Raw genomic sequence first — 12,600 nt, forward strand, 5'->3', positions numbered from 1 at the left:
GGCGGCCAGAAGACCACTCAGGCCGGTCTCGATCCGCCGCCGTCCCAGGACGTGGACACGGGACCGGGGCAGGGCCGCGTCAGTCCGTCAGGACGTGACGCAGGTACCGCTGCGGGTCGTCGAGGAACCCGCGCCACCCCGTCACGAGATCCAGGTCCTCCCAGGCGCACTCGCGGAGCCCCCACTCCCCGACCTCGTAGATGGTCGCGCCGGGCAGCGCCGCCAGCAGGGGCGAGTGCGTCGAGAGGATGACCTGCGAGTCGCGTCGGACGAGGTCGTGCAGGTGCTGCAGCAGCGCGAGGCTGCCGGTGAACGACAGTGCCGACTCGGGCTCGTCGAGCACGTACAGGCCGGGACGCATCATGCGGGACCCGATGAGCTCGAGGAACGACTCCCCGTGCGACAGCTCGTGGAAGTCGGGGTCGAAGCCGCCGGGGTGCTCGTCGAGGTAGGTGTAGAAGCCGTGCATCGTCTCGGCCCGCAGGAAGAACCCGCGCCGGGGCGCGCCGGCGCCCCGGACCAGGCTGATGTCGTGCGCGAAGCCCGACTCGGTGGGGCGCGTGCGGTGCATCGAGCCGGTCGACCCGCCCTCGGCGGCCATGCCGAACGTGGTGGCGATGCCCTCCACCAGCGTCGACTTGCCCGCCCCGTTGTCGCCGACCAGGATCGTCGCCGCCGTGAGGTCCCACCCCTGCTCCAGCACCTGCCGGACCGCGGGGATACCCAGGTGCCAGTCCCCGCCGCGCTCCCCGTCGAGCTTGGGGTCCCCCGCCTCGACGCGGCGCACCGGCAGCATGCTCCACGGACCCGTGCGCGCCACCATGCGCCCAGCCCACCACGCGCCACCGACAGCGGGCATCGCCCGCGGGGACGATCACGCCGTCGGGCCGACGACCGCTCCCCGGTGCGGACGCGGCGTCGGACCGGCGACACGTTCCCGCAGGGTGGGCACGCCCGGGCCGTCGAGCTCGTCCACGTACGTAGCCCGGCCGGCCATGCTCATGACGAGGGCGAGCGTCGTCCCGGTGACGAGCGGGCCGTCACCGGCGCGGAACGGGCCGTCGTCGGCGCGCAGCCCCAGCCCGGCGACGTGCCTGCGGCTGTCGACGGTGAAGTCGCGCCGGGCGAAGAAGTCGGCGACGGGCGTCAGGGCGTCGACGCTCGGCGTGCGCGTGAGCCCCAGGGGCCGCCGGATGTCGTGGGCGTGCACCACGACCTCCCCCAGCGTCGGGCTGACCGGCACGTGGACTACCGTCGGCGCGTGCGCCTCTTCCGCTGCCCCCGGTGCCGGGCCGTCGCGTTCATCGAGACCGTGGTGTGCGACGCGTGCGGGCTGCAGATGGGCCTGCACCCGCCGACCCTGTCGATGCGACCCGCGCCCGAGCAGGGTGGCGACGTCGAGGGCACCTGGTGGTTCCCGTGCTCCAACCGGAGCTGGCGCTGCAACTGGCTCGCGGCGGCCGACTCGGGCTCCGGGCAGTGCGTCTCCTGCCGGCTCACGCGCACCCGGCCCGACAACGCCGACACCCTCGCACTGGAGAAGCTGGCCACCGCGTCCGCCGACAAGCGCCGCCTGCTCGTCCAGCTCGCCGACCTCGGGCTGCCGCTGACCCCGTGGCACGAGAAGAAGGGCGGGCTCGGCTTCGACCTGCTCTCGTCGCGGTCCTCGGGGAACCGGGTGGTCATCGGGCACGCGAGCGGCATCGTCACCATCGATCTGGCGGAGTCCCTCGACGCGCACCGAGAGGCCCTGCGGATCAGCCTGGGCGAGCCGTACCGCACGATGCTGGGCCACTTCCGGCACGAGGTCGGCCACTACTACCAGTGGGTCCTCGTCGAGCAGACCGACTGGATCGCCGAGTGCCGCACCCTCCTCGGTGACGAGCGCACGTCCTACTCCGACGCCGTCGCGCGGCACTACCGCACGGGGGCGCCGCGGGACTGGAACGAGGGCTACATCTCGGAGTACGCGACCATGCACCCGTGGGAGGACTTCGCGGAGTGCTTCGCGCACTACCTGCACCTGACGAGCACGCTGCAGACTGCGGCGAGCGGCTCGCTGACCGTGCGCATCGAGGGCGTCCCGCACCTGCCCGACGGTGACGTGACCCCCCGGTCCAGCTATGCCGACGCGACGATGGACGAGATCCTCGCGGACTGGATCCCCCTGGCGACCTTCCTCAACCGGGTCAACCGCGCGATGGGCAAGGGCGACCTGTACCCGTTCGGGATCGTCGCGCCGGTGGCCCGCAAGCTCGACTTCGTGCACCGCGTCGTGACGGCGTCGCGCGTCGAGACCCCGTTCGGCTGAGCGGGTGACGACGAGCACGGCGACCGTCGTCGGCGGAGGGCCGGCGGGACTCATGGCCGCCGAGGTGCTCGCTCGGGCCGGCGTCGCGGTGACGGTCTACGACCGGATGCCGTCGGTGGCCCGCAAGCTGCTGCTGGCCGGCCACGGCGGGCTGAACCTCACCCACTCCGAGGACCTCGGGCCGTTCCTCGCGCGGTACGGCGGATCGGCCGACCGGATCGCGCCCGTGCTCGCGGCGTTCTCGCCGCACGACCTGCGTGACTGGTGCGCGGGGCTGGGCGAGCCCACGTTCGTCGGGTCCAGCGGACGGGTGTTCCCCCGGGCGTTCCGCGCGACGCACCTGGTGCGAGCCTGGTTGGCGCGCCTCGCCTCGCTCGACGTGGGGATCACGACCCGGCAGCGGTGGACGGGCTGGTCGCCGGACGGCGCGCTGCGGTTCGTCGCCGGCACCACCGACGAACCGACGGAGAACAGGAGCGACGTCGTCGTCCTCGCGCTCGGAGGAGCGTCCTGGCCCCGGCTCGGGTCGGACGGCGGGTGGGTCGCACCGCTCGAAGCGAGGGGGGTGGCCGTGGCACCGCTGCGGCCGGCGAACGTCGGGGTGCGCGTCGACTGGAGCCCGTGGTTCGCGGACCGGTTCGAAGGGACTCCGCTCAAGCACGTCGGGCTGTCGACCGGCGGACGGGCCACCCGCGGTGACGCGATGGTGACCCGCACCGGCCTCGAGGGCGGACCGGTCTACGCGATCGGCGCGGCGATCCGCGACGCCCTCGACGCCGACGGGCGGTGCGTCGTGGAGGTCGACCTGCGCCCCGGCGTGCTCGTCGAGCAGCTCGCCGAGCGACTGGACCGCCGTCGGCCCAAGGACTCCGGGTCGACCTGGCTGCGTCGCTGCCTCGGCCTCGACCCGGTGGCGGTCGCGCTGCTGCGCGAAGCCCCTGACGGCCCGCTGCCGACCGACCCGGCCGACATGGCGGCGCTGGTCAAGTCAGTGCCGGTGGTGGTGACCGGAACCATGCCGATCGAGCGGGCGATCTCCACCGCGGGCGGTATCGCGTGGTCGGAGGTCGACGAGTCGCTGATGCTGACCGCCCTGCCCGGCACGTTCGTCGCGGGCGAGATGCTCGACTGGGAGGCGCCGACCGGCGGCTACCTCCTGCAGGCCTCGTTCAGCACAGGGGTGGTGGCGGCGCGGGGCGCGCTGGCGTGGCTGGCAGCGCGGCCGTAGCCCTCTGCCGCAGTCGGGCACCTCGGACGAGGAGGCACCTGTGTCACGGTGCACGACGGCGGTCGCGACCTTGGGCACCTCATCGCCATGATCCTCGTGACCGCTGTGGCACGCGGCGCGTCCGGCCTCGGTCGGTGGGGCGGTGCGCAGCAGGGGCGGGAGATGTCGGCAGCTGCCGTCCGCGTGCGAGCAGCCGCTGCTGCGGGCACAAGCCACGGCCGTCGGCGGAACCTGTTATGGGACGGTGAGTACGAGTCGGCGGGAGGTGTTCGTCAGGTGGCCGTGCTGCCGGACGCCGACGCGGCGACGCCGCGGGCGACGAGGTGGCCGCGGCCAGGCAATCGCCCCAACGTGTCCCGGATACGTGGGATGAGAAGTTTCGGAACTGGTCAGTTCGGGTCACGGGATCCGGGACATGTCTTCACGCGCGGCGTTGCCATGCACGGCACGCCCCCGGCGGTGACCCGTCATCGGTCACTTTCGGAACGGGGAGAGGTCGCTCGCTGGCAGGATGGCCCCGTGGCCGATCACACCTTCTACAGCGACCGAGTGAACGGTCCGCAGGCAGCGATCAACGACGCTCTGCCTGCCGCGACGTTGCGCGGCCTGCTGGGCCTGCTCAACACCAAGATCACCGCGAACTGGTTCGCGCGAGTCTTCCCGGAGCGTTGCCCGGACGGCCAAGGCGTCTGCGACACGGACCTCGGCGCACTGTCGGCGAACCTGCAGGCGCTCGTGCCGGGCGCGCCCTGGCCACTCCTCCACCCGGATGCCGCCGCGACCGATGAGGTGGTGTTCGACCTCGTCGAGTACGCCGCTGCTCGGGTCGCAGAACCCGTGGAGCGTCAGTTCCACCCCTACTTCGGGCACTACGAGCTCGGTTTCAAAGAGGACGCGGGAGCCGAAGCGTTCCGGTCGGAGGTGAATTCCATTCTCCAGCGTGGGCGGACGACATACGAGCTCCGCGACAACGGCGAGATTCATCGGCGCGGTACGCCCGAGATTCAGACCGTGCTCGCTGGCTTGAACCCCGCGTCCGGTGACGACCGTCTCGACGAGCTCATCGTCGAGGCCCGCTCGCTCTACACGTCGCATCGCCCAAGTGAGCGTGCCGTCGCGCTAGAACGGCTTTGGGATGCGTTCGAGCGGCTGAAGACGATCGACCTGCCCGGCGGCGACAAGCGGCAGTCCGTGCAGGCGCTCCTGGGCAATCTCGATGCTGCCTGGCGCGACACCGTCGAAGCGGAGATGAAGTCGCTGACCGACATCGGCAACCAGTACTCGATCCGTCACCATGAGACGCGTACAACGCCCGTGCCGGAGGACGGCGCAGCCGACTACCTATTCGCGCGGATGGGGGCGCTCATCACGCTGCTGCTCACAGCGAGCCGTCGGATCGTCCCCCCTGAGCCGAAGTACCCCTGGGACGAATAGGGGCGCATGGTGGACGCAACTGCGCTCGAGGACTGGGCGACGAGGTGGCAGAACACGGCCGTGTTCGTCGAGGCGTCCGCTGCCGTGCTGACCGCTGTCGTGGCGGTGGTCGCTGCTGTTTACGCGTCCCGACAGGTGAGGCTCGCTCGGCTCGACCGTGACGACCGCAACCGTCCGTTCGTGACCGTGACGCTGCGCCCGAGCCACGGGATCGTGGCGAGCATCGTGATCCGGAACGAGGGCGCAACCATGGCCCGGAACGTGAAGCTTGCGTTCGACCCGGAGTGGGAGTCGACAAACCCGAAGCGGACCGGGATTCGTGACGCGAAGCTCTGGCGCGAGGGGATGCCGAATCTCGCTCCGGGCCAGGAGATCGTGATCTTCGCCGACACGTTCCCCGACAGATTCGACTCGGAGCTCCCCCACGCCTACACCGTGACGGTGAGCTGCGACGGTCGGCAGCGTCGCTTCGGACGCAAGCCCTTCCGTTTGACCGAGCAGTACGTGCTCGACTTCGACATCTTCTACGGCTACTCGACCGCGACCGTCTACGAGATCCATGACATCGCCGACGCTCTCCGCGGCATCCGCTCCACGGTCAAGTCCTGGAGCGAGACAGCAGGAGGCCGTCTCAGCGTCGTCGCCCGTGACGGCGATGCCCAGGACGCGACCGAACGACAAGCGGACGAAGCCTGGCGCGCGGCTCACCGGGAGCCAACAGTCGAAGCCCCAGCTCCCGAATCGGACACGCTAACCACCGCGGACTTGTCGTCGACCGTGAACGCGCAGGCACCGATCAGCCGACCGCGAGCAGTTCGCCGTCCGAAGCGCGCCCCCCGACGAGACGAACCAGACACCGCCGCAGAACTCGCAGTCGATCCCGACGTCGGAGACGCAGGCCAGAGTTCGGAGCCCGTGTGACCCACCACCGTGAACAGCGCGACCTGAGCATGGCGGAACCCGCCGAGGATGAATGGGGCGTTCCGAACCTCATCTTCGGGCTGCACCCGGAAGCCTTCTGGGGTGGGATGGGGCGCGTCGCGTCGCTGTCGGCGCTATTCGAGGACCGCCTGCTGGTGCTCCTGACAGCGCTTCGCGGAGAGCCAGCCGACGCGTCGCCGCCTCCAGCGATGGGCACCCTCCTGAAACGGCTTGAGGACGAGCGTGACGCCCGAGCGGGCATGGCGGGGTGGAGCGACTTCGGCACGTACCTCGCCCGGGCACGACGCTGCGTGACGTACCGGAACGACCTCGTCCACAGCGTCTGGCCGGTTCAGCCGGGCGGGCTAGTCCTCTTCGGGCACCGTCTGCGAGCACTTCCTCGTGATCAGCGGACCGAGGATAGTCCGGCCGCAGAGCGACTGGTCGTCAACACGACGATGGACGAGCTCCGATCCGTGGTCGCCGAACTCGTTGCGCTCACAGACTGCGACTTTCGCCGCTGGTTCTCGCTCGCGAATACTCCGGTCCCGCCACTAACGGATCGCAACGAGGTCGGCTGACCTGGCGCTGGGCCTTCCGGCGGACCAAGACGGTCACGTGGGCGATGATTCGGCCGAGGCAGGGCGATCCGCTCAGCTCTCCGCTGGTCGCGCACGCCTCACGGCGGCGGACGCCAGCACGGATCGTGGAGTCGCAGCCGAGCCGACGCCGACGTACGCAAGAACTGCTACCAAGACTGCTACCGCCACCCCGCCGGCCACCCGCCCCAGCCCACAACGAAGGGCCCGCCACCCACATCGCTGCAGGTCACGGGCCCTTCGGCTGCGGAGGATGGGGGATTCGAACCCCCGAGGGCTTTCACCCAACACGCTTTCCAAGCGTGCGCCATAGGCCACTAGGCGAATCCTCCTGGTGCTGCGCGTCCGGGCGAGCGGGCGCACCGCGGGTAGGAGTCTAGCGGAGGAGCGCGCCCGCTCCGCACCGCCGCCCGGTCCGGCCGGACCCGTCGTCCCGGTCCGCCGTCCTGCCCGCCGCCCGCGCCGTCTGCCCGCCGACTGTTCACCTGCTCGTGGCCGACGTCGCCCGTGGCGCACGCGCGAGCGTGTCACCGTCCTGCGTGTGACCGCCGTCGTGGACCTCGTCGTCGTCGGTGCCGGGATCGTGGGCCTGGCCCACGCCGTGGAGGCGAGCGCCCGCGGAGCGTCCGTGGTGGTCCTCGACCGCGACGACCGCGCCGTCGGGGCGTCGGTGCGCAACTTCGGTCACGCGTGCATCACCGCGCAGGACGGTGAGGCGCTCGCGTACGCCCGGCGTGCGCGCGGCACCTGGCTGCAGCTGGGGCGGACCGCCGGCTTCCGGGTCGACGAGTGCGGGACCCTCGTCGTGGCCCGGACCGGCGAGGAGATGGCCGCCCTCGACCAGCTCGCCGCGGAGCGCGGCCCTGCGGAGGTCGACCTGCTCACCGGTGAGGAGGTCGCCGCCCGGGCGCCGGTGACGGGCGCTCTGGGCGGGGCCCACCTGCCGGCCGACCTGCGGGTGGACCAGCGCGCCGCGGCCGGACGGATCGCCGCCTGGCTGACGGAGCAACCCGGGGCTGCCGTCCGGTGGTCGACCCCGGTGCTGGGCGTCGAACCGGGGCTCGTCCGGACCGGGCGGGGTGCGCTGCGCGCGAGCCGCATCGTCGTCTGCGTGGGGCACGACGTCGACCGCCTCCTGCCCGAGGTCGCCGACCGGGCCGGGCTACGACGCTGCCTGCTCCAGATGCTGCAGCTGCGCCCACCGGCCGGGACCACCATCGCCCCGGCGTTGCTGACCGGCACCTCGATGCTCCGCTACCCGGCGCTGGCGCGCACCGAGGGCGCTCGGGCCCTGCGGGAGCGCTGGCAGCGCGAACGCCCTGAGCTGCTCGACGCCGGGATCAACCACATGCTCACCCAGCTCCCGAACGGTGACCTGGTCGTCGGGGACACGCACGCCTACGCCCGCACGCACGACGCCTTCTCAGCCGAGGCTCTCGACGACCTGCTGCTGGCCGAGACGCGAGCGCTGCTGGACCTGCCCGCGATGCCGGTGGTCCATCGCTGGCAGGGCGTCTACGCGGACGCGCCGGGCGAGTTCCTGCGCGCCCACGTCGCCGACGGGGTGACCGCCGTGGCCGTCACGTCCGGGATCGGCATGACCACCGCCCTGGGACTGGCCCCCGCCGTCCTCGACTCGTTCTGACCGCCGCCCTCACCTGGAGCACGCCCGTGATCGCACTCGCAGCCCTGGACATCGCCGGCACGACGGTGCAGGAGGGGGGCGCCGTCTACCGGGTCCTCGCCGACGTCGTGGCCGACCACGGCACCCCCGCCACGGACGCCGACCTGCGCCGGTGGATGGGGGCGGACAAGCGCGAGGCGCTGGCGGCCCTGACCGGTGACCCGGCGTCGACCGAGGACCTGCACGACAGGTTCGTGCAGCGCCTGCGGTCCGCCTACCTGCGCACCCCCCCGGTCCCGGTACCGGGTGTGCCGGAGTGCCTGGCGCGCCTGCGCGCGGCCGGGGTGAAGGTCGCGCTGACCACGGGGTTCGACCGCCAGGTCACCGACCCGCTGCTGGCCGCGCTGGGGTGGCGCGTCGGGGTCGAGGTCGACGCGGTCGTCTGCGCCTCCGAGGTCGCGGCGGGGCGCCCGGCACCGCACATGATCGCCCGGGCGATGGAGCTGACCGGGGTGTCCGACGCCCGCCAGGTGCTGGCCGCCGGCGACACCGTGCTGGACGTGCTCGCCGGGCGCGCGGCCGGGGCCGGGTGGGTCGTCGCCGTGCTCTCCGGCGCGCAGACCCGCGAGGAGCTCGTCATCGAGCACCCGACCCACGTGCTCGACGACGTCACCGGGATCCCGGCCCTGCTGGGTCTGTGAGCACTCCCCCGGGTCCGCAGGGCGGGAGGGCCGGAGGGAGGGCTCAGCGCAGCGCGCGGCGGGTCCACACCGCGAGGGCCTCGACGGCCAGCACGGTGACGAGCACGAGCAGGATGATGAACGCCACCACGTCGAACTCCTGGACCCTGCTCGCGTTGAGCAGGTAGAAGCCGATGCCGCCCGCGCCGACGATGCCGAGGAGCGTCGCCGACCGGATGTTGACGTCGAGCTGGTAGAGCACGTGGGCGATGAGCTGCGGGCCGACCTGCCACAGCGTCGAGCCGAAGAACACCTGGCTCCCCGTGGCACCCGTCGCGCGCACCGCGTCCTGCACCCGCACGTCGGTCTCCTCGAGGGAGTCGGCGACGAGCTTGCCGAGCAGGCCGACGGAGCCGATGGCCAGCGCCAGGGTCCCGGGCACGGGGCCGAGGCCGGTGATGACGATGAAGACGATCGCGAGGATCAGCTCGGGCAGGCCACGGACCACGACGATGACGACCCGGAAGAACTTCGCCACGCTCGCGTTCGGGGCGACGTTGCGCGCGGCGAGGATCCCGATCGGCAACGCGAGGACGAGACCCAGGAGCGTCGCGGCGAGCCCGATCTGGATCGTCACGAGCATCGCCTCGAGCAGCGTGTCGAGCAGGTCCTGCGGCGACGGCGGCAGGAATGCCGCCAATACCTGGGGCAGCGCCAGCAGGTCGCTGACCATCGTGGAGAAGTCCATGTCGGCGTACAGGGTGGCGACGGCGACGACGGCGACCGTCAGGGTGACGCCCGCGAACCGGCGGATGCGCTCGCCGTCCCACTGCGGCGCGACCCGGACGCGCCCCTGCCGGGTGCGCTGGGGCTCGGAACCGCCGCGGGGTGCGGTGACCCACCCGCCGGCGACCCGGTCCATGAACCCCACGAGGCCTCGCCGGTCGGCCGGGACACGCCCGAGGAGGGTCGCGCGGACGGCCCCGGACACCATCTCGACCACGATGCACAGCACCAGGATGATCAGCGCGAGGGCCATGCCGCGCTGGTACTGCATGGTGCGCAGCGCGTTGGCCAGCTCGAGGCCGATCCCGCCGACGCCGACGTAGCCGAGCAGCACCGACGTGCGCAGGTTGATGTCGAAGCGGTGCAGGGCGGTCGCGATGAGCTGCGGCATCACCTGCGGGATCACCGTGCTGGTGATCCACTGCGCGCGGCTGCCGCCGGCGGCGCGCACGGCCTCGGCAGGCCCGCCGTCCAGGTCCTCGATCGCGTCGGCGTAGAGCTTGCCGATCATGCCGATCGAGTGCAGGCCCAGCGCCAGGATGCCCGGCAGCGCCCCGAGGCCGAAGACGCGGAACAGCACGATCGCGAAGACGACGTCGGGCACCGCGCGGCACAGGACGATGACGGTGCGGGCGGCACCCTGCGCCACCGGTCCGCTCGTCGTGCTGGCCGCGGCGAAGATCGCGACCGGCAGGCTGAGGACGACGGCGATGACCGTGGCGACGACGACGATCGCGAGCGTCTCGGCCGTCATCACCAGCAGCTCGCCCAGCGGCGGGAAGTCGAGCGGGACGGTGCGCGCGAGGAAGAGCCCTGCGTTCTCGAGACCGCGCACCATCGACGCGACACTGATCTCCAGGGCGACGACCGACCAGATCGCCGCGCCCAGGAGGAGGACCAGCACGGTCCGGGCCGCGACGAGGTTCGCGCTCGTGCGCGGGCGCGGCGGCAGCGGGGTGCCGGAGGTGGCGGCGCCCGGCGCGGGCGCGTCCGTGACGACGGCCATCTAGACGGCTACCCCGACGCGCGCGCCCAGCGGGACAGGCGCGTAGATGCCGTCGACGTCGTCGTGCGACAGGCCCGCCGCGGCCTGGTCGAGCACCACGCGGCCGGCGTTCAGCCCGACGATCCGGTCGGCGAACTCGAGCGCGATCTTCACCTGGTGCAGGCTGCAGATGACCGTGAGGTTCTCCTCCCGGCTGATCTGCGCGAGCAGCTCGATCACGCCCGCCGACGACATGGGGTCGAGGGACGCGACGGGCTCGTCCGCGAGCAGCACGGTGGGACGCTGGATGAGGGCGCGCGCGATCGCGACGCGCTGCTGCTGACCGCCGGACAGCGTCCCCGCCCGCTGGAACGCCTTGTCGGCCAGGCCGACGCGACCGAGCTGGTCCATGGCGGCCTCGCGCACGGCGCGGGGGTAGCTCCACAGCCCGAACCGTGGCCCCCGCAGGGACCCGAGCTTGCCGGTGCACACGTTCTCGAGCACGGACATCGACTCGACGAGGTGGAACTGCTGGAAGATCATGCCGACGTCGTTGCGCAGGGTGCGCAGCGCGGCCGGGCCGGCCGCGTGCACCGGGGTGCCGAGCGTCCAGACGTCGCCGTTCGACGGCTTGACCAGGCCGTTCACGTGGCGCAGCATCGTCGACTTGCCGGAGCCCGACAGCCCGAGCAGCACGTTGATCTTGTTCGACGCGAAGGACACGGTCACGTCGTCGAGCGCGCGGACGCTCCCGAAGGTCTTGGTCACGTTCTCGAAACGGATCGCCCCGAGACCGGGCACGGTGGCGGACGCAGCGGCGGGGGGCATCGGTGGTCCTCGCTTCTTCTCGGATCGGTGGGGGGACGCAGGACCGGTGCGGACCGGGCCGGGGCCCGGTCCGCACCGGTGGGATCACACCTTGCAGGCCGGGGCCTGGGTGATCTCGCAGACCTCGCGGACGCCGTCGTAGAGCGTGTCCTCGACCGGGACGAAGCCGTAGCCGCTGTCCTCCGGCAGGGTGCAGTCGTCCTCCGACGTGCAGATGCCGGACTCGACCATGGCCGGGATGTTCAGGGAGTCCGCGAAGATCTCCTTGAGCTGCTCGAGCAGCTCAGCGGGCAGCTTGTCGCTCGCCACGTACGGGCTCCCGGCGATCATCTTCGACTCCCAGACGACCTCCAGCTGCCCCTCCTGGAGGCTGCCGGCCTCGATGAGCTCGTGGTCGACCATGGTGTCGTAGGCGAAGCCCGCGTCGCAGGTGCCGTCGGCGACCGACAGTGCCGAGGCGTCGTGGCCGCCCGCGAAGACGGGCGTGACGTCGTCCTCGGGGTCGATCCCGAGCTCGAGCAGACCGGCGCTCGGGTACAGGAGTCCCGAGGTCGAGGTCGGGTCGACGAAGCAGACGGTCTTGCCGGCGAAGCCCGCGAGGTCGGTGATGTCGCTCCCGGCCTTCACGATGCCGTACGACTGGTAGCCGGGCTCGTCCTCCGGGGCGTCGACGAGGGAGCCGAGCAGCTCGACGCCCGCGCCGCCGTCCTTCGCGACCATGTAGGAGAACGGGCCGAGGCCCGCGACCTGGACCTGGCCGGCGCGCAGCGCCTCGATGACCGCCGCGTAGTCGGTGACCTCCTGCAGCTCGACCTCGAGCCCGGTCTCCTCCTCGATCACCCGGATGATCGCCTCGTTGTCCTCCGCGATGCCCTCGGCGGACTCGCTCGGGATCTGCGCGAAGACGAGCTTCTCCGGCATCTCGACCGCCGCGGCGGTGTCCGTCGCGCCCTCGGTCGCGCCGGTCGCGCCGGTGGCGCCGGCTGCGCAGGCGGTGAGCCCGACGAGGATCACGACCCCTCCGAGAAATCCGCTGGCTCGGGTGCGAAGATCCATGACGCATTGCCTTTCGTGAGGCGGTGCCGACGACTGCCGGCGCTTGACGACAAGGCCGATGGTGCCGTCGTCCGGTGAACACCAGGGCCGCCGCAGGTGACCCGGACCGCAACGAGGAGGCGAACATCGGGCGCCATCGTCCGGACTC

Annotated in this window: 12 protein-coding genes and 1 tRNA gene; 7 read left to right on the plus strand and 6 right to left on the minus strand. The window is 72.0% G+C overall.

The genetic code is table 11. The features are described from left to right. Positions 1-79: 79 nt before the first annotated feature. Positions 80-823, minus strand: a complete 744-nt coding sequence (locus OKX07_RS17695) for an AAA family ATPase (protein ID WP_265629303.1) — start codon at positions 821-823, stop codon at positions 80-82. 51 nt (positions 824-874) lie between these two features. Then, positions 875-1,243, minus strand: a complete 369-nt coding sequence (locus OKX07_RS17700) for a hypothetical protein (RefSeq protein WP_265629304.1) — start codon at positions 1,241-1,243, stop codon at positions 875-877. An 18-nt stretch (positions 1,244-1,261) separates the two neighbouring features. Between OKX07_RS17700 and OKX07_RS17705 the strand changes: the two genes are divergently transcribed. From OKX07_RS17705 to OKX07_RS17725, 5 genes are all read left to right on the plus strand, one after another. Continuing rightward, positions 1,262-2,311 carry a zinc-binding metallopeptidase family protein gene (locus OKX07_RS17705; protein WP_265629305.1) on the plus strand — a complete coding sequence of 350 codons (1,050 nt, stop codon included), beginning with the start codon at positions 1,262-1,264 and terminating at the stop codon, positions 2,309-2,311. A gap of 4 nt (positions 2,312-2,315) precedes the next feature. Next, entirely contained in the window at positions 2,316-3,539 is a 1,224-nt protein-coding gene (locus tag OKX07_RS17710) for an NAD(P)/FAD-dependent oxidoreductase (RefSeq protein ID WP_265629306.1), read from the plus strand. A gap of 519 nt (positions 3,540-4,058) precedes the next feature. Continuing rightward, positions 4,059-4,973, plus strand: coding sequence for a hypothetical protein (locus tag OKX07_RS17715; protein ID WP_265629307.1), 915 nt, complete (start codon positions 4,059-4,061; stop codon positions 4,971-4,973). A gap of 60 nt (positions 4,974-5,033) precedes the next feature. Continuing rightward, positions 5,034-5,894: a hypothetical protein gene (locus tag OKX07_RS17720; protein ID WP_265629308.1), complete on the plus strand. Its 861-nt coding sequence runs from the start codon at positions 5,034-5,036 to the stop codon at positions 5,892-5,894. Then, positions 5,891-6,475: a hypothetical protein gene (locus tag OKX07_RS17725; RefSeq protein ID WP_265629309.1), complete on the plus strand. Its 585-nt coding sequence runs from the start codon at positions 5,891-5,893 to the stop codon at positions 6,473-6,475. The genes OKX07_RS17720 and OKX07_RS17725 overlap by 4 nt, the downstream gene beginning before the upstream one ends. Positions 6,476-6,740: 265 nt before the next feature. On the opposite strand, the gene OKX07_RS17730 is transcribed toward OKX07_RS17725, so the two are convergent. Continuing rightward, a tRNA-Ser gene (locus OKX07_RS17730) sits at positions 6,741-6,825 on the minus strand. 209 nt (positions 6,826-7,034) lie between these two features. On the opposite strand from OKX07_RS17730, the gene OKX07_RS17735 reads away from it, so the two are divergent. Both OKX07_RS17735 and OKX07_RS17740 read left to right on the plus strand, forming a co-directional pair. Next, positions 7,035-8,138 (plus strand): TIGR03364 family FAD-dependent oxidoreductase, encoded by a 1,104-nt coding sequence (locus OKX07_RS17735; protein ID WP_265629310.1) that lies wholly within the window; start codon positions 7,035-7,037, stop codon positions 8,136-8,138. A gap of 26 nt (positions 8,139-8,164) precedes the next feature. Further along, a complete protein-coding gene (locus OKX07_RS17740; protein ID WP_265629311.1) occupies positions 8,165-8,818 on the plus strand; it encodes a phosphonatase-like hydrolase in 654 nt (217 codons plus the stop codon). 43 nt (positions 8,819-8,861) lie between these two features. Here the strand turns inward: OKX07_RS17740 and phnE are convergent, their stop codons facing one another. The 3 genes from phnE to OKX07_RS17755 all read right to left on the minus strand — a co-directional run bounded on the left by phnE (position 8,862) and on the right by OKX07_RS17755 (position 12,410). Next, positions 8,862-10,589 carry a phosphonate ABC transporter, permease protein PhnE gene (phnE, locus tag OKX07_RS17745; protein ID WP_265629312.1) on the minus strand — a complete coding sequence of 576 codons (1,728 nt, stop codon included), beginning with the start codon at positions 10,587-10,589 and terminating at the stop codon, positions 8,862-8,864. Next, entirely contained in the window at positions 10,590-11,396 is an 807-nt protein-coding gene (locus OKX07_RS17750) for a phosphonate ABC transporter ATP-binding protein (protein WP_265629313.1), read from the minus strand. 84 nt (positions 11,397-11,480) lie between these two features. Next, on the minus strand, positions 11,481-12,410 hold the full coding sequence (locus tag OKX07_RS17755; RefSeq protein WP_265629314.1) for a phosphate/phosphite/phosphonate ABC transporter substrate-binding protein: 930 nt from the start codon (positions 12,408-12,410) through the stop codon (positions 11,481-11,483). Positions 12,411-12,600: the final 190 nt, after the last annotated feature.

Source organism: Cellulomonas sp. S1-8 (assembly GCF_026184235.1).
Classification (GTDB): Bacteria; Actinomycetota; Actinomycetes; order Actinomycetales; family Cellulomonadaceae; genus Cellulomonas.